Source organism: Rhizobium moroccans, from assembly GCF_057559155.1.
On the sequence record NZ_JBHFJG010000010.1, the window covers coordinates 152,193 to 168,688 of the forward strand.

A 16,496-nucleotide genomic window follows, 5' to 3' on the forward strand; every position below is an offset into this window, starting at 1 on the left:
GCCGTGCCTCGCGCGGCGGCGGAAAGCTTGCGATACCGAGGAAATTCCATGAGCAACGAGCGTCTTTTCGCCTTCGCAAGGCAGGCGGGCACCGTATTGGCGACCCTTATCGGCCTGCTTGTCCTGACCTTTTGCATCGGACGCCTGATGCCGGTCGATCCGGTGCGGGCCATCGTCGGGGAGGAAGCGGACCAGGCCACCTACCAAATGGTCGCCGAGCGGATAGGCGCGCACCTGCCGCTCTATCAGCAGTTCATCCGCTATGTGAACGACCTCACGCATGGCGATTTCGGCGTATCGATCAGGACGGGCCAGCCGGTCATCAACGATATCCTGCATGTCATGCCCGCCACGATCGAACTCGCCACCTTCGCGATCGTCTTCGGGGCGGGTTTCGGCATTCCCCTCGGCATCCTTGCCGCTGTCCAGCGCAACAAGCCGGCCGACCACGTCATCCGGTTTGCCACTCTGATCGGCCATTCCATGCCGATCTTCTGGACCGGCATGATCGGCCTCATCATCTTCTATGCCGCGCTCGACCTGGTCGGCGGCGGCGGACGCCTTTCCGATTATTATGTCGGCCTCGTTCCCGACAGGACCGGCTTCATCCTGATCGACGCGGCCATTGCCGGAGACTGGGAAGTCTTCGCCGATGCGGTCAACCACCTGATGCTCCCGGCCAGCATTCTCGGCTATTCCTCGATGGCCTACATTACCCGCATGACACGCAGCTTCATGCTGGACCAGCTGAACCAGGAATATATCACCACCGCCCGCGTGAAGGGGCTCTCGAAGAGCCGCACGATCTGGCACCACGCATTCGCGAACATCCGCGTGCAGCTCGTGACGATCGTGGCGCTCGCCTATGGCGGTCTTCTTGAAGGCGCGGTGCTGATCGAGACGGTATTCTCCTGGCCTGGCTTCGGCCAATACATGACCAGCAACATGCTGATCGGCGACATGAATGCCGTGATGACCTGCGTGCTCCTGGTCGGCGTCATCTTCATCGCGCTGAACCTGCTTTCCGACGCGCTCTACAAGATTTTCGATCCGAGGACGCGCTGACATGACAGCCAACCTTCTACACTCCCAGGATGCGCCCATGCCCGAAACCCGTCGAAAGCAGAGCCTGGCGCTGCGCCAGCTTGTCTCGCTTTTCCGCGAGCTCCTCGGCAGCCCAACCTCGGCCTTCGGTCTTGTCGTCATCACTATACTGCTGCTCACGGCGCTCCTTGCGCCGGTGATCGCGCCCTATGATCCGAACATCATCAACCTCGGCAACGCGCTGCAGCCGCCGAGCGCCGCCCACTGGTTTGGAACGGACGAACTCGGCCGCGACATATTGAGCCGCATCGTCTACGGCACACGCATCAGCCTCACCATCATCACCATCGTCTCGGTCATCGTCGGGCCGATCGGCCTCATCGTCGGCACGACGGCGGGCTATTTCGGCGGCTGGTACGATACATTCATGATGCGGATCACCGATATCTTTCTTTCCTTCCCGAGCCTCATCCTCTCGCTTGCATTCGTCGCGGCGCTCGGTGCCGGGCTCGAAAATGCGATCATCGCGATCGGGCTGACCGCCTGGCCGCCGATTGCCCGGCTGGCGCGCGCCGAAACGCTCACCTTTCGGGGTGCGGACTATATCTCGGCCTCGCGCATGCAGGGCGCCTCGGCGTTGCGCATCATCGTGAAATCGATCATGCCCATGTGCCTGCCCTCGGTTCTGGTGCGCGTGACGCTCAGCATGGCGACCGTGATCCTGACAGCGGCGGGCCTCGGTTTTCTCGGCCTCGGTGCCCAGCCGCCGCTGCCCGAATGGGGGGCGATGATCGCCACCGGCCGCCGCTACATGCTGGACAATTGGTGGCTGGTCGCCTTCCCCGGCGGCGCCATCCTGCTCGTCAGCCTGGCCTTTAACCTGCTGGGCGACGGGCTGCGCGATGCGCTCGACCCGAAACAGCGCTGAGGATCACGCCATGGACAAAAGCCAAGAAGCTCTCCTTCGCGTCGAAAAGCTGAGCGTCAGCTATCGCAGCGGCAAAACCTACAACACCGTCGTGAAGGGCGTTTCCTTCGAGCTCGGGCGGGAAAGGCTCGGCATCGTCGGAGAATCCGGTTCGGGCAAATCCACGATAGGCCGTGCGCTTCTGAAACTGTTGCCGACAGCCCGTATCGAAGCGGACCGAATGGATTTTTCCGGCACCGATCTTCTGGCCGCTAGCGAAAAGCAGATGCTCGACATCCGCGGCCGGCGCATCTCGATGATCCTGCAGGACCCGAAGTTCTCGCTCAATCCGGTGCATCGCGTCGGCGACCAGATTGCCGAGGCCTATCGGGTGCACACGCGGGCCTCCTCGCACGCCGCGAAACAGAAGACGCTCGAAATGCTGGAGGCGGTGAAGATCCGCGATCCGGAACGCGTCTTCGGCCTTTATCCGCACGAGGTCTCGGGCGGCATGGGCCAACGCATCATGATCGCCATGATGCTGATCCCCGAACCGCGGATCATCATAGCCGACGAACCGACATCCGCACTCGACGTGACTGTGCGGATGCAGGTTTTGAAAATCCTGAACGAGCTGGTGACCGAAAAGGGTATGGGCCTCATCATGATCAGCCATGACCTCAATCTGGTGCGCAACTTCTGCGACCGGGTGCTGGTCATGCGCTCCGGCGAGGTCGTCGAGGAGCGGGCCGCCCGCGACATGAAAAACTGCACCCATCCCTATACGCGCGGGCTTTTGGCCGCCCAGCCGCATATCGGCGGCAGCCGCAAGCCGCTTCCGGTGCTGAACCGCGACATCACGGAGGTGCGGGCATGAACGCCATCGAGGTTCGCAACCTGTCGATCGATCTCGGCTTCGGCGCCGCCAAGAGGCGCATCCTCGGCGACGTCTCCTTCTCGGTGGAAGCAGGTGAATCCTTCGGCCTCGTTGGGGAATCCGGCTCGGGAAAATCCACCATCCTGCGCTGCATCGCCCAACTGCTGAAAGCCTGGGAGGGCGATATCCTGATTGCCGGGCAATCGGTTCGCGACATGCCTTTCGACGAATACTGCCGCATGGTGCAGATGGTTTTCCAGGACCCCTACGGCTCGCTCCATCCGCGCCAGTCGATCCGCACGGCGCTACAGGAGCCCTTGCGTATCCACCGCATGGACCGTCAGGTGGAGCGCATGGAGCGGGCTTTGATCGACGTCGGCCTCAACCCGGATTTCCTGTCGCGCTATCCCCATGAACTCTCGGGCGGCCAGCGGCAGCGCGTGGCGATCGCCCGGGCGCTCATCCTCGAACCGCGCATCCTGCTTCTCGACGAACCGACCTCGGCGCTCGACGTCTCTGTGCAGGCGGAGGTGCTGAACCTGCTTGCGGATATACGTGCCAGGCGAAACCTTACCTATCTCTTCGTCTCGCACGATCTGGCGGTGATCGACCATATGTGCGAGCAGTTGGCGGTGATGCAGCACGGACGGCTGGTCGAGATCATGAGCCGTGACGTTCTGGCCACCGGCCGGGCGAGCGACCCCTATGCCAGGGAGCTCATACAGGCGAGCCTCGAATACGACCAAGCTGTCTAGGTTTGGGCTTTGATCCCGAGAGGAGCAGCGATGACCATTGAAGCCGAGAAGTCTCTTCCACAGACGGCAACCTGGCGTCGAAAGGAAACGCTCAGCTCTCAGGTCGTCCGCACGATCACCGAGCGTATCAAGCTCGGGGAATATCTGCGCGGCTCGAAGCTGCCGACGGAAAAAGCGCTGATCGACGAATTGGGCGTCAGCAGGACGGTCGTCCGCGAGGCGATCGCCAATCTCAATGCGAGCGGGCACGTCTCGATCCACCACGGTATCGGCGTTTTCGTTCGTGAGGATGCCGGCGTGACGCCGTTTCGGCTCACGGGTGAAAACCTCATGAGGGTCGAAAACGTACTCAAGGGCCTTGAGCTGCGCATCGGCATAGAGTCCGAAGCCGCCGCGCTTGCCGCCGAGCGGAGAACCCAGGCGGACATTACAGCCATGGCCGCCGCCTTCACGGCGATGGACAACGCAATCCGCGATCTCGACCGCAATACCCAGGCGGATTTCGAATTCCATTGCGCCGTTGCGGCCGCCAGCCAGAACGAGCATTTCTACCAGATATTCAACTATCTCGGCGAAACGCTGATGCCCCGCATGCGCATGCAGGCCCATACGGTGAGTGACGCGACTTTCATCGGGCATCTCATGCGCGTCAGCGAGGAGCATCGCGCAATCTTTCATGCGATCGAAGCACAGGATGCCGACGAAGCGCGTGCAGCCATGCGCAAGCACCTCACGGATAGCCGCGATCGACTGATCGAGAGGTCTCGGAACACGCCATGATAGATGGTGAGAACATGTCAGGCCTTGCCGCGAGGCTGCGCGATAATCTCTCGTTCGCCTGGAATTTCGACCCGCATGAAGATTTCACCACCTGGAAGCATCGCACGCGAGCCAAGGTCCGGGAGGCGCTGGGCATCGAGGCGATCGCCCCCGCCGAGACATCGGTCGTCGGCGAGTGGAGCGACGAGGGCTGCAGGGGCCAAGAACTCGAATTTCGTTTTTCGAACGGCGAGGTAACAAAAGCCTATCTGCTTCGGCCTGATACCGGCGGCCCGACGCCTGCGGTACTCTTGCTGCATGACCACGGCTCGTACTTCTCCATCGGCAAGGAAAAGATGATCCTGCGGCCGGGAGAGAGCCCGGAAATCGCTGCCGAGATCGATCATTGGACGGCGCGGCTATATGGCGGCCGTCATGTCGGCAACGAACTCGTCCGGCGCGGCTATACCGTGCTCAGCGCCGACGCCATTGGCTGGGGAAGCCGGAAAGGCAATGGTTACGAGGCGCAGCAGGCTCTTGCCGCTAACCTGATGCAATTCGGCATCTCGCTCGCCTCGGTCATCCTGCGCGAAGATCTGGAGGCTCTGGTCTGGCTCGGCAGATTGCCGGATGTCGATGCGAACCGTCTGGCGAGTTTCGGTTATTCGATGGGGGGCTCGCGCGCCTGGCAGCTCGCCGCCCTTTCCGACGATGTCAAAGCCTGCGTCGCCGGCGGCTGGATGGGAACGCTCGCCGGCCTCATGCAGCCCGGCAACAACCAGCTTCGCGGCCAGTCCGCCTTCTGCATGCTGCATCCGCAGATCGCCGGCAAACTGGATTACCCGCATTTCGCGGCGCTGGCGGCGCCGAAACCAGCTCTGATCTTCAGCGGCCGGCAGGACCGGCATTTTCCCGAACCGGTGACGGATGAAGCCTTTCGGCAATTGCGTGACATCTGGGGCGCCGCGGGTGCCTGCGACCGGATCGAGACCCGGTTCTGGCCGGGAACCCACTCTTTCCCGATCGAGCAGCAGGATTACGCGATCGACTGGCTCGACCGTCACCTCTAATTCTCAAAACCACGCAGAAAATGGCCCGGCTCTCGATGGAAAACCGGGCTTCTTCCTACTTGGGAGGCAGTTCGCCGATCAGCCGACGAGATTGGCGTTGATGAAATCGAAGTTGATATCCTCGCCGAGGCCGGGCTTGTCGGAAATATGGACGTAGCCTTCCTCATCCATCGGGTCGGCCAGCGCGTTCAGATATTCGAAGCCGTCGTCATATTCGAGGAAGGGGTGCAGAAGGCCGCGCTCGTACCACTTGGCGTTCTTGGAGCAGGCGGCAACGATGAGGTTCGGCGCGCCATTGCCGTGAATTTCGCAATGCATTCCGAAGGATTCAGCCAGATGCATGCATTTCATGGCCGGGCTGATGCCGCCGACATCGTGCACGCCGGTCCGCAGGATGTCGCAGGCCTTGGAAGTGATCCATTCGGCGCGGTTGAAATGCTTGCCGGCAGCGCTTTCCGGTCCAAGCACCGGGATATCCAGGTTTTCGGCAAGCCAGGCGTAGGAAGCCGAACTCTGCTCGTCCATGGGCTCCTCGATCCAGTCGAAACCAAGCTTTTCCAGCCCTTTGCCGAGCTCCAGCGCTTCGGTGCGGGAATACCAATGGAAGGCATCGATCATCAGGTGGATATCCGGCCCGACCGCTTCGCGGACGGCGGCGCAGGCCTTGAGGTCCATCTTGACATTCGGCGCCCAGGAGACCGGCGGCATCCAGGTATGGAGCTTGATGCCCTTGTAGCCGCGCTTGACGAGCTTTTCGGCAAAGCGGCCGTAGTCTTCCGGCGTCGCCAGGCCGCCCTCCAGCTCGTCGCCGCACATGATCGAGCCGTAAGCGGGAATTTTCTCGCGATAGCTGCCGATCAGCTTATGCACCGGCATGTCGAGCTTGCGGCCCGCAAGGTCCCAGAGCGCGCAATCGACGATCGCCAGGGTTCGGTCGGTGAGCTGCATGGCGCTGCCGCGCTGCCAATGGGCAAGCTCCTGCCAGAGCCTTTCGCGTGCGAACGGGTCTTCTCCGATCAGCACCTTCTTGACGAATTTATCGACGACATGCGGGCGCACGACTTCCGGGGCCGCAAAGCAGTAGCCTTCGCTGCCGTCGTCGGCAACGATGGTCATCAGAGCCAGATTGACCTTGTGCGGCGGGCCGGGATGGGCATGGCCGGCGCTATCCTGATGGCGGCGGGTCGTGTGGGCGAAGACCCGCACGTTGACATCTACGATTTTCACGAAACTCCTCCTGTCCCGGCCGGGGCGGGAATCTCGGCTGCCCGGCGAAAGCAGGATTTTGCCGTCCTGCCTCATGTCGTCATATCTCGGTAAAATGTCATACTACAAGGCAGCATGAAGCCGTCAATTAATTTCTTTCGCTCTCTTGACAAAGCAAGAGGATTTTACGCCAGTAAGTAGCAGGAATACCCAGGAATAAGCCGGAGCGGCCGTCTTGAGAAGATCAGATCATACCACGCTGGAGGCTCCCCCCAGAAAGGGACGCAATCTCGTCGAAACCGTGAGCCAGCGCCTGCGCGAGGCAATCCTGCGCGGCGAGTTGAAACCCGGAGAGAAGCTCCCCAGCGAAAGTGGATTGACCCAGCAATATCAGGTCAGCCGGACGGTCATCCGGGAAGCGATCGCCTCGCTCCGTGCCGACGGGCTCGTGGAAGTGCGCCATGGCGTCGGAGTCTTCGTGCTTGCCCCGCAGCCGGGCCTCCATCGCGGCCTGCGCGGCGTCGATCCCAGTCGGGTTTCCTCGATCATCGAGATGCTGGAAGTGCGCGCGGCGATCGAGATCGAGGCCGCCGGACTTGCCGCCGGGCGCTGCTCGCCCGCCCAGCAAGAACTGATCTTCGAATGTCTCGACAGCATGAAGCAGCAGATCGCCGCCAGCGCTTCGACCATCGACAGCGATCGCGCCTTCCATCTTGCCATCGCCGATTCCACCAACAATCCGCGCTTTCGCGAACTCCTGGAAGCGATAGGCCAACAGATGATCCCGCGCTCGCTGCTGCAGGAGGACGAGGGGGACACGTCTCCGCCGGACTATCTTTCGCAAATACAGAACGAACATGAGCGAATCGCCCGCGCTATTGCCGAGCGCGACGAGGCGGCCGCGCGCGAGGCGATGCGAATGCACCTCAAAGGGAGCCAGCAGCGTTATCGCGCGCTCATGCGGCGGACATAGGCGTCACGCTAAACATAATACAAGTATTGACAGAGATCGTATCTCTTTATAGCTTCCGGGACAAAGCCAACTCCTGGAGGATTATTCCCGTGTCTACGGATCCCAATGAATTGAAACGGGCGCTCGGCGCGGGCCTGCTTTCCTTCCCCGTCACCCCTTTCGGCAAGGATGGCCTCTTCAACCGCAAGGCTTATGAGGAGCATGTCGGATGGCTCGCGGGTTTCGATGCCGCCGTTCTGTTCGCGGCGGGGGGCACGGGCGAATTCTTCTCCCTGGAGCCTGCTGAAATCCCTGAGATCATCGCCGCGGCGAAAGCATCCGCCGGCAAGACGCCTATCGTTTCGGGCTGCGGTTACGGCACGCGGATCGCTGTATCGATCGCAAGGTCCGCCGAAAAGGCGGGCGCCGACGGCCTGCTGCTATTGCCCCACTACCTGATGGATGCCAGCCAGGAAGGGCTTTTCCAGCACATCAAGACGGTGTGCCAGTCGGTGTCGATCGGCGTCATGGTCTACAATCGCGACAATTCGATCCTCTCGTCGGAAACGCTGGCGCGCCTCTGCGACGCCTGCCCCAATCTCGTCGGTTTCAAGGACGGATCGGGCGATATCGGCCTCGTGCGCAAGATCACGGCGACGATGGGTGACAGGCTCACCTATCTCGGCGGCATGCCCACGGCTGAGCTTTTCGCCGATGCCTATCTCGGCGCCGGTGTCACGACCTATTCCTCCGCCGTGTTCAACTTCGTTCCGGCACTCGCCCAGGAGTTCTACAAGGCGCTACGCGCCGGGGACACCGCAACGACGAACCGCATTCTCATCGACTTCTTCTATCCCTTCATGGAGATCCGCAACCGGCAGAAGGGCTATGCCGTTTCCGCCATCAAGGCCGGCGTCCGCCTGATGGGCTTCGATGCCGGCACCGTCCGTCCGCCGCTCACCGATCTCACGGCGGAGGAAATCAGAATGCTCGAGGCGCTCTGCGAACCCTATCGCCAACGCAAGGTCGCCTGAACCTTTCACGTGTCATGCCTTCCCTCCCAAGGCAGCGAAACGCCCGCGACCAGTTGGCCGCGGGCGTTTCTTTCGACCGAAAACGATAAGTTCACCTCTCCTCGATATGCACCTCAGCCGATCGCCATCAGGCTGGCATTGCCGCCTGCCGCCGCGGTGTTGACGGAGGTGGAAACCTCTTCCAGCAGCCAATTGAGGCAATAGGCTTCGGAATGCGCCAGGAGCTCGGCGGTAGATGCCGCCTGGGTGAGAACCAGCGGGCCGGGCAGGTCGGCAATGCGCCCGGCAATCTCCAGCAGTCTTTCCCCTTCGCCCTCGATCAGGACGCCGGCATAGGGGCCGGCGGCCTTCCAGTCGCTCGCCCATGTGATCTGCGAGGATACGGCAGCAGGCAGATCAGCCATCCGCTCCTTGAGACCGGAGCCGGCATCGACGACAGCCGTATTGCCGGTCGCCAATACGGCTCCGAGCTGGACGATGAGGCCTTCCTCCGTTTCCGGCACGAGCAGGATACGGCCACGGGAATGAAGCGCATAGAGGTTCTTCTCACCCACCGGACCCGGAAGCTCGAGGCTCAATCCGAGCGCGGAATTGCTGCCGAGGTTCCGCACCCGTTCGGCAAGCGCCTCGTTGTCGCGGCCGCGCAGCCACCGGGCAAGATCGAGAAGCGCGGGATGCACATAGACCGAGCTGTGCTGCGGCGGCACAGGCGGATCCTGAACCAGGCGACCGATATAGAGCGGCCCGCCCGCCTTGGGTCCGGTGCCCGAAAGTCCCCGGCCGCCGAAGGGCTGCACGCCGACCACGGCGCCGATGATATTGCGGTTGACATAGATATTGCCGACCCGGACCCGGCTGGTCACATGGGCGATCGTCTCGTCGAGCCGAGTATGCAGCCCGAAGGTCAAGCCGTAACCGGTGGCGTTGATATCGTCCACAAGGCGATCCAGCTCCTCCCGCTTGAACCGCACGACATGAAGCACGGGACCGAATATCTCCCGTTCGAGATCGGCAAACGACTTGAGTTCGATGATCGTCGGGGAAACGAAGGTACCGGCCGCAGTCTCCGGCGGCAGGGCAATTTGCTCGACCTTGCGGCCGAGAGCTCGCATCTTCTCGATATGCGCCTCGATATTGCGCTGGGCCTCCTCGGTGATGACCGGGCCGATATCGATCGAAAGACGGTCCGTCCGCCCGATGCGCAGCTCGGCCAATGCACCCTTCAGCATGGCCAGGGTGCGGTCGGCGATATCTTCCTGCAGGCAGAGTACACGCAGCGCCGAGCAGCGCTGGCCGGCGCTATCGAAGGCGGAAGCGATGACATCGCCTACCACCTGTTCGGCAAGAGCGGAGGAATCGACGATCATCGCATTCTGGCCGCCCGTCTCGGCGATCAGCGGAATAGGTTTGCCGGCCGCGGACAGCCTTCCGGCGAGTTGCTTCTGGATGAGGCGCGCGACCTCGGTAGAGCCGGTGAACATGACGCCCGCGGTTTCGGAGGCCGCAACGAGGGCCGCACCCACGCGGCCGTCGCCTGGAAGGAACTGCAGCGCTCCCCTCGGAATGCCCGCTTCATGAAGAATGTTCACCGCGTCGGCGGCGATCAGCGGCGTTTCCTCGGCGGGCTTTGCCAGGACGGGATTGCCCGCGGCAAGTGCTGCGGCAATCTGGCCCGTGAAGATCGCAAGTGGGAAGTTCCAGGGGCTGATGCAGACGACGGGGCCGAGCGGTTTGTGGTTCGGCCCGAGCGTGCGAAGCGTCTGTTCGGCGTAGTAGCGCAGGAAATCTATCGCTTCGCGAACCTCCGCAATGGCATTTGGCAGCGACTTGCCGGCCTCGCGCATGGCAACACCGAGAAGCCGAGGCATGCGGGCTTGCATCAGGTCCGCTGCCCGGACGAGGCATGCCGCCCGCTCTTGCGGCGATACCGACGACCATTGGCCGACCGCCGCAAGCGCCAACTCTGCCGCCTTGCGGACGGCTTCATCCGAAGCCTCCGTCACCTCGCCGACGATATCGGAATGATCGCCGGGATTGCGGACAGGGCGGGCTTCGCCGCTTCCCAGGCCTTCGCCAAGCCGGGGCTCAGCCTTCCAGTCCAGCTTCGCGCTGTCCGCAAGCTCTTTAGACAGCACCGCGAGAGTGGCCTCGTTGGAGAGATCGAAGCCGGCCGAGTTGACCCGCGCCGCGCCGAAAAGATCGGCAGGCAAGGCTATCTGGTCATGTTTTGCACCGGGCACGTGCATGGATCGGACCACCGCCACAGGATCGGCGATCAGTTCTTCCGCTGACACTCTGGGGTCGCCTATGCGGTGGACGAAGGAGGAATTGGCGCCGTTTTCCAGAAGGCGCCGCACGAGATAGGCAAGCAGTGTCTCATGCGTGCCGACAGGCGCATAGATGCGGCAGGGGCGGTTGAGCTTGCCGGGACCCACGACTTCCTCGTAGAGCGCCTCGCCCATGCCGTGAAGACATTGGAATTCGTACTTGCCCACCTCGAAATCCGGACCGGCCAGATGATGGATAGTGGCGAGTGTCTGCGCATTGTGCGTGGCGAATTGGGGGAAGACCACGTCGACCGCCGCCAAGAGTTTGCGGGCGCAAGCAATGTAGGACACGTCCGTGTAGACCTTGCGTGTGAAGACCGGAAAACCCTCAAGGCCATCGAGCTGAGCGCGCTTGATCTCGGCATCCCAATAGGCGCCCTTGACGAGGCGCACCATGATGCGGCGCCCGGCCCTGCGAGCGAGATCGATCACGAAATCCAGGACGAAGGGGCAGCGCTTGCCATAGGCCTGCACCACAAAACCGATGCCATCCCAACCGGAAAGATCGGGGTCGAAAGCGAGGCTTTCCAGCAGGTCGAGCGAAAGCTCCAGCCGGTCGGCCTCTTCCGCGTCGATGTTCAGGCCGATGTCATAGGACTTGGCGATCGAGGCGAGCGCCTTCACCCGTGGCAGCAATTCGTTCATGACGCGCGAGGCCTGCGCGCGCGCATAGCGCGGATGCAGCGCCGAAAGCTTGATCGATATGCCCGGCCCCTCATAGATTCCACGGCCGGCGGACGCCTTGCCGATGGCATGGATCGCGGCTTCGTAATCCCGGTAATAGCGCTCGGCATCGGCCGCAGTCGTGGCAGCCTCTCCCAGCATGTCGTAGGAATAGCCGAATCCTTTTTCTTCCATGCTCCTGGAGCGTCGCAGCGCTTCGTCGATCGTCTCGCCAGTGACGAACTGCTCGCCCATCATGCGCATCGCCATGTCCACGCCACGGCGGATGACCGGTTCGCCGCAGCGCGCGATAAGCCGGGTGAGCGCGGCGGCGAGTCCCCGGTCGTTGACCGTCGACGTCAGCCTGCCGGTCACCACGAGACCCCAGGTGGCGGCATTGACGAAGAGCGAACGGCCTTCGCCAAGATGGGCTTTCCAGTTCCCGTCTGCGATCTTGTCGCGTATCAGCGCGTCCCGCGTAGCCGTATCGGGAATGCGGAGCAGGGCTTCGGCAAGGCACATGAGCGCCACGCCTTCCTGACTGGAAAGCGCATATTCCTGCACCAATCCCTCGACGCCGGAGCCCCGGTTCTTGCCCCTCAGCGCAGTAATCAGCGTCCGTGCGGTCTGTCTGACCTCGTCCGCCAGATCGACCGGGAGAGTGGCAGCGTCGAGAAGCGGCGGCAGACATTCCTCCTCTGGCCGCCGAGAAGCGGCGGTGATTGCCGCACGCAGCGAAGATTGGGGCCTGATCGGCGGCGCAAAATCGGTGAACGGCGGAACTGGCTGGGCCTCGGCACGGAGGCGGGCGTTTTCCATGGACGGCATATATTTTCCCAAATGATAGTCATCGGTGATCGATCGGCCGGATGCGCCGATAGTCCCGACCGGCGGAAACAGACAGATCGCGCCTTCAGACCGCCTCGGGATACATGGACCAAGTATAATATGAGGCCTGCGGACCACCCGAACTTTTCTATTGAGATTTGTGGTCTTTTTTATCAATGATTGGATCAATCAAGGAGAAAACGGCCATGAATTTGGATTCCTCAGGCGAATTGGACGCGTTCGATCGCAAGATCCTTGAGGCCGTTCTGGAAGACGGCCGCATTTCCGTGACGGAACTCGCAAATCGCATCGGACTCTCCAAGACGCCGACGAATGCACGGCTGAAGCGCCTTGTCGATCAGGGCTTCATCCTCGGCTTCCGGGCAATTCTGAATACCCAAAAGCTCGATGCCAGCCATGTCGCCTTTGCGGAGGTGAAGCTTTCCGACACGCGGGAGAATGCGCTCGAAGAGTTCAATCGCGCGATCAGGAAAATTCCCGAGATCGAGGAATGTCACATGATCGCCGGCCGCTTCGACTACCTCCTGAAGATCCGGACGCGGAACATCCGGCGCTACCGGGAGATTCTCGGGGAGAAGATCTCCAGCCTTCCCTATGTTTCCAGCACCTCGACATCGGTGGTGATGGAATCGGTCAAGGAGCGGTGAGCAGCACAGGCCTCGGCAGATGATGAACGCGGCTAATAAGCGGCCTCGTAGATCGCCAGCGCGTCGCCCTCGGTCATTTCGCGCGGATTGTTGACGAGGAGGCGCGTCTGTTTCATCGCATCGCGCCAACATCGGCAGCGCCTCTCGCGGAATGCCCACCTCGCGCAGCCCTTGCGGCAAATTCAACTCCCTTCCCAGTCTTTCCAGCGCATGGATAAAGGCATCCGCCCGCCTGGCGAAGGAGATATCCGCCAGCTCCGGAAATGCATCCGCGGCAATCTCCGCGTACCGGCCAGCTGCCTTGGGCAGGTTGAAGCGCAGCACATGCGTTAGGACCAGCGCATTGGATAGACCATGCGGGACATGGAAATGCCCGCCGATCGGATAGGCCAGCGCATGAACCGCTGCCACGGGCGAATTGGCGAAAGCCTGGCCGGCGAGAAGCGAACCGAGCAGCATGGCTCCGCGCGCTTCACGGTTCTTCCCGTTGAATACCGCTTCCCGGATATTGGCGCCCAGGAGCCGCAGCGCCTGCTTGGAAAGCCCGTTGGAGACCGGATTATTGTTGGGCGAGGCGGAAGCATAAGATTCGATCGCATGCACCATGGCGTCGATCCCTGTCGCGGCGGTCACCGCCGGCGGAAGGCCGAGCGTGAGGTCTGCATCCAGAACCGCGATATCCGGCAGAAGAAGCGGCGAGACAACGCCCTTCTTCTCCGCGCCGCCGGTCGTGATGATAGCGATCGGAGTTACTTCCGAACCGGTACCGGCCGTCGTCGGCACGAGGACGAGCGGCAGGCGTGGCCCCTTGGCGACATTGACGCCGTAGACATCGCTCAGTTTTTCGCCGCCACCGGCGATCAGCGATCCCAGCTTCGCGACATCCATGGGCGACCCGCCGCCGATGGCGATCACTCCAGTCGCATGATGGGATCTGATGAGGTCCACGAGCTCGGATACATTTCTTTCAGGCGGATCGGCATCGACATCGTCGAACACCGCGACATCGACGCCCGCCCTGGCGAAGGAGGCAAGCGCGGGATCGACAATGCCCAAACGGCGCAATCCTCTATCTGTGACGAGGACGATCCGGCGGCCGAGCAGCGAACCGGCCAAATCCGCAATGCGGGCGCTGGCGCCGACTTCCGAAACGATGGATTTCGTGGTGTTGAAAACGAAGCCGCTCACGTCGGCCACCATCCGCGCGACGATCCCCGCTCCATCCGCATTTTCACCTCCCCTGCTCCGGCTTGAACATCGCCTTGCCGCACCTGCGCGTCCCTGGCCGGGCAATTTAGAACTATTTCCCAGACGGTAACCAGAAACAAGATCGACGGCTTCCATCTTCATGCCGCTCTCGCTTAGAATGCTACCACAGCTTGAGGAGATGCAGTTCTGCAAGGGCGAGCCATGACGGGGTTTCACGGGTTCAAGCTATATCGCGGTCTGATGATCATCGGCATTGCGCTGGGGGTGGCGGGAGCCTGCCAGACACCCACCGCTGCCTCGGAGAAGAATGAAGGCGAGGATGCCTGCGTTTATCGAAGCATCTCGGCCGACGGTTCCCAGCCCTTGTGCATTCGCACCAAAAGCTACAACCGGGACCTTTGCCAGATCATCGAGCATGTGGCATCGACAAATTCGCTTCCACCGGAGTTCTTCGCACGCCTCATCTGGCGGGAAAGCCTGTTCAGGGCGGATGCCATTAGTCCGAAGGGAGCGGAGGGCATCGCCCAATTCATGCCGGCGACCGCAAAGCTTCGCGGCTTGGCGAACAGCTTCGACGTCATCGAAGCGCTCGCCGCATCCTCCCGATATCTCAACGACCTGAGAACCCGGTTCGGAAATCTTGGCCTTGCTGCAGCGGCTTATAATGCGGGTGAAACCGGCCTGGAATCCTTTCTGAGGACCGGCCGGCTACCGCTCGAAACGCGCGATTACGTCTTTGCGATCACCGGGCATACGGCCGAGACCTGGAAGGACAATCCCCCCGAAACGCCCGCTCCTCCCCTCGACAAGGCCAAGCCCTTCATCGAAAGCTGCGTGGAGCTTGCCAGCAACCGGCGCCTGAGAGAGCCCATTCTCTTCCGCTCGGCGGATTGGGCGCCCTGGGGCGTGCAGCTTGCAGCCCATTACAATCCGGGCATCGCCAGCCGGCTTTTCGCCAATGCCATCGGCAGACTGCCGTCGCCGCTTAATTCCGAGCGAGCTCTGATCGTGCGCCAGAAGGGCGGCAATTTTGGCGCCCGACCGCGTTATGCCGCCCGGATCGGACGGGCAAGCCGCACGGAGGCGGTTTCCCTTTGCGAACGCATCAAGGGGGCCGGCGGATCCTGTACGGTCTTCAAGAACTAGGACGATCTAAGCGGTCAGAATTTGCCACCGGATACGGTGAAACGATGCCGCGTCATCACCGCCAGTCTCCGATGCAACCGGCCGGCCTGGCCGTTCCTGCGTATATCAGCCAAGCCGTGATCGACCTTTTCCCGTTGCGTGGAATTGTTTCGCTGGATCAATTTTCTTCCCTCCTCGGCCTTCAGATCCATTTGCGTTTTAATCCGAAGGAGGTTGCTTCGGATTAAAACGCAAGGGGTGGTCGCCTTTTGGGCGAGGCCGGATTGCGACAGTCGCTTGGTTAGTCGGCGCGCGGTGCTTGCGGTAGAACGCAGAAAGCCCGCGCGAGGCGGGCTTTTTTGTTTGGTTGCGGGGGCAGGATTTGAACCTGCGGCCTTCAGGTTATGGTCCGCAGGACGAGGAGCTACCATCGCCAGCGAAGATGAAGTCTTCGCGCCAGCGATCGATAACAAGAGATTTCAGGAGGACTTGGTTGCGGGGGCAGGATTTGAACCTGCGGCCTTCAGGTTATGGTCCGCAGGACGAGGAGCTACCATCGCCAGCGAAGATGAAGTCTTCGCGCCAGCGATCGATAACAAGAGATTTCAGGAGGACTTGGTTGCGGGGGCAGGATTTGAACCTGCGGCCTTCAGGTTATGGTCCGCAGGACGAGGAGCTACCATCGCCAGCGAAGATGAAGTCTTCGCGCCAGCGATCGATAACAAGAGATTTCAGGAGGACTTGGTTGCGGGGGCAGGATTTGAACCTGCGGCCTTCAGGTTATGGTCCGCAGGACGAGGAGCTACCATCGCCAGCGAAGATGAAGTCTTCGCGCCAGCGATCGATAACAAGAGATTTCAGGAGGACTTGGTTGCGGGGGCAGGATTTGAACCTGCGGCCTTCAGGTTATGAGCCTGACGAGCTACCGGGCTGCTCCACCCCGCGTCACCAAGAATACGGGCAATTGTGCCCGGGAGCGAAGTCAGGCTTGCCTGACGAGGTGAGACCGATAAGCGATCGATCCGGTGGATCGATTGCCGGTCGAACGGGCTGCTCCGAGCCTGCTCACCGC

13 protein-coding genes, 1 tRNA gene and 1 pseudogene are annotated in these 16,496 nt (G+C 61.7%); 10 read left to right on the forward strand and 5 right to left on the reverse strand.

Translation table 11 applies throughout. The features are described from left to right. Positions 1–48 precede the first annotated feature (48 nt). From ACE04I_RS08065 to ACE04I_RS08090, 6 genes are read left to right on the forward strand one after another with little or no spacing between them, the layout of a single operon-like run. Positions 49–1,065 carry an ABC transporter permease gene (locus ACE04I_RS08065; protein ID WP_487206953.1) on the forward strand — a complete coding sequence of 339 codons (1,017 nt, stop codon included), beginning with the start codon at positions 49–51 and terminating at the stop codon, positions 1,063–1,065. A gap of 37 nt (positions 1,066–1,102) precedes the next feature. Continuing rightward, positions 1,103–1,972, forward strand: a complete 870-nt coding sequence (locus ACE04I_RS08070) for an ABC transporter permease (protein WP_046794289.1) — start codon at positions 1,103–1,105, stop codon at positions 1,970–1,972. Positions 1,973–1,982: 10 nt separating this feature from the next. Continuing rightward, complete coding sequence (locus ACE04I_RS08075) at positions 1,983–2,828, forward strand: ABC transporter ATP-binding protein (RefSeq protein ID WP_487206954.1); 846 nt, start codon at positions 1,983–1,985, stop codon at positions 2,826–2,828. After that, on the forward strand, positions 2,825–3,583 hold the full coding sequence (locus tag ACE04I_RS08080; protein WP_487206955.1) for an ABC transporter ATP-binding protein: 759 nt from the start codon (positions 2,825–2,827) through the stop codon (positions 3,581–3,583). Before ACE04I_RS08075 ends, ACE04I_RS08080 begins: the two co-directional genes overlap by 4 nt. A gap of 30 nt (positions 3,584–3,613) precedes the next feature. After that, the gene (locus tag ACE04I_RS08085; RefSeq protein WP_046793762.1) at positions 3,614–4,363 is read left to right on the forward strand and encodes a FadR/GntR family transcriptional regulator; all 750 of its coding nucleotides are present in this window, start codon (positions 3,614–3,616) and stop codon (positions 4,361–4,363) included. Continuing rightward, entirely contained in the window at positions 4,360–5,412 is a 1,053-nt protein-coding gene (locus tag ACE04I_RS08090; protein ID WP_487206956.1) for a dienelactone hydrolase family protein, read from the forward strand. The genes ACE04I_RS08085 and ACE04I_RS08090 overlap by 4 nt, the downstream gene beginning before the upstream one ends. A 78-nt stretch (positions 5,413–5,490) precedes the next feature. Here ACE04I_RS08090 and ACE04I_RS08095 read toward each other — a convergent pair whose 3' ends face one another. Continuing rightward, positions 5,491–6,639: a mandelate racemase family protein gene (locus ACE04I_RS08095; RefSeq protein WP_487206957.1), complete on the reverse strand. Its 1,149-nt coding sequence runs from the start codon at positions 6,637–6,639 to the stop codon at positions 5,491–5,493. A gap of 214 nt (positions 6,640–6,853) precedes the next feature. On the opposite strand from ACE04I_RS08095, the gene ACE04I_RS08100 reads away from it, so the two are divergent. Beyond that, positions 6,854–7,591 carry a FadR/GntR family transcriptional regulator gene (locus ACE04I_RS08100; RefSeq protein ID WP_487206958.1) on the forward strand — a complete coding sequence of 246 codons (738 nt, stop codon included), beginning with the start codon at positions 6,854–6,856 and terminating at the stop codon, positions 7,589–7,591. 89 nt (positions 7,592–7,680) lie between these two features. Continuing rightward, positions 7,681–8,604, forward strand: coding sequence for a 5-dehydro-4-deoxyglucarate dehydratase (gene kdgD / locus ACE04I_RS08105; protein WP_487206959.1), 924 nt, complete (start codon positions 7,681–7,683; stop codon positions 8,602–8,604). 113 nt (positions 8,605–8,717) lie between these two features. Here the strand turns inward: kdgD and putA are convergent, their stop codons facing one another. After that, entirely contained in the window at positions 8,718–12,413 is a 3,696-nt protein-coding gene (gene putA, locus ACE04I_RS08110; RefSeq protein ID WP_487206972.1) for a trifunctional transcriptional regulator/proline dehydrogenase/L-glutamate gamma-semialdehyde dehydrogenase, read from the reverse strand. A 215-nt stretch (positions 12,414–12,628) separates the two neighbouring features. On the opposite strand from putA, the gene ACE04I_RS08115 reads away from it, so the two are divergent. Beyond that, positions 12,629–13,090, forward strand: a complete 462-nt coding sequence (locus tag ACE04I_RS08115) for an Lrp/AsnC family transcriptional regulator (protein ID WP_046793759.1) — start codon at positions 12,629–12,631, stop codon at positions 13,088–13,090. 32 nt (positions 13,091–13,122) lie between these two features. Here ACE04I_RS08115 and ACE04I_RS08120 read toward each other — a convergent pair. After that, positions 13,123–14,278 (reverse strand): annotated as a pseudogene (locus ACE04I_RS08120) (iron-containing alcohol dehydrogenase). Positions 14,279–14,500: 222 nt separating this feature from the next. Between ACE04I_RS08120 and ACE04I_RS08125 the strand changes: the two are divergent. Beyond that, entirely contained in the window at positions 14,501–15,445 is a 945-nt protein-coding gene (locus ACE04I_RS08125) for a lytic transglycosylase domain-containing protein (RefSeq protein WP_245282069.1), read from the forward strand. A 14-nt stretch (positions 15,446–15,459) separates the two neighbouring features. On the opposite strand, the gene ACE04I_RS08130 is transcribed toward ACE04I_RS08125, so the two are convergent. Together ACE04I_RS08130 and ACE04I_RS08135 are read right to left on the reverse strand one after the other, a co-directional pair. Beyond that, the gene (locus ACE04I_RS08130) at positions 15,460–15,636 is read right to left on the reverse strand and encodes a hypothetical protein (protein ID WP_487206960.1); all 177 of its coding nucleotides are present in this window, start codon (positions 15,634–15,636) and stop codon (positions 15,460–15,462) included. Positions 15,637–16,292: 656 nt separating this feature from the next. Beyond that, positions 16,293–16,369 (reverse strand) — tRNA-Met (locus ACE04I_RS08135). Positions 16,370–16,496: the final 127 nt, after the last annotated feature.

Excerpts from the sequence above, each read along its gene's own strand:
- ACE04I_RS08115 (WP_046793759.1), top strand. The coding sequence starts at position 12,629 with ATGAATTTGGATTCCTCAGGCGAATTGGACGCGTTCGATCGCAAGATC.
- ACE04I_RS08130 (WP_487206960.1), bottom strand. The coding sequence starts at position 15,636 with ATGGATCTGAAGGCCGAGGAGGGAAGAAAATTGATCCAGCGAAACAAT.
- putA (WP_487206972.1), bottom strand. The coding sequence starts at position 12,413 with ATGGAAAACGCCCGCCTCCGTGCCGAGGCCCAGCCAGTTCCGCCGTTC.
- ACE04I_RS08090 (WP_487206956.1), top strand. The coding sequence starts at position 4,360 with ATGATAGATGGTGAGAACATGTCAGGCCTTGCCGCGAGGCTGCGCGAT.
- ACE04I_RS08065 (WP_487206953.1), top strand. The coding sequence starts at position 49 with ATGAGCAACGAGCGTCTTTTCGCCTTCGCAAGGCAGGCGGGCACCGTA.
- ACE04I_RS08070 (WP_046794289.1), top strand. The coding sequence starts at position 1,103 with ATGCCCGAAACCCGTCGAAAGCAGAGCCTGGCGCTGCGCCAGCTTGTC.
- ACE04I_RS08080 (WP_487206955.1), top strand. The coding sequence starts at position 2,825 with ATGAACGCCATCGAGGTTCGCAACCTGTCGATCGATCTCGGCTTCGGC.
- ACE04I_RS08075 (WP_487206954.1), top strand. The coding sequence starts at position 1,983 with ATGGACAAAAGCCAAGAAGCTCTCCTTCGCGTCGAAAAGCTGAGCGTC.
- ACE04I_RS08085 (WP_046793762.1), top strand. The coding sequence starts at position 3,614 with ATGACCATTGAAGCCGAGAAGTCTCTTCCACAGACGGCAACCTGGCGT.
- ACE04I_RS08125 (WP_245282069.1), top strand. The coding sequence starts at position 14,501 with ATGACGGGGTTTCACGGGTTCAAGCTATATCGCGGTCTGATGATCATC.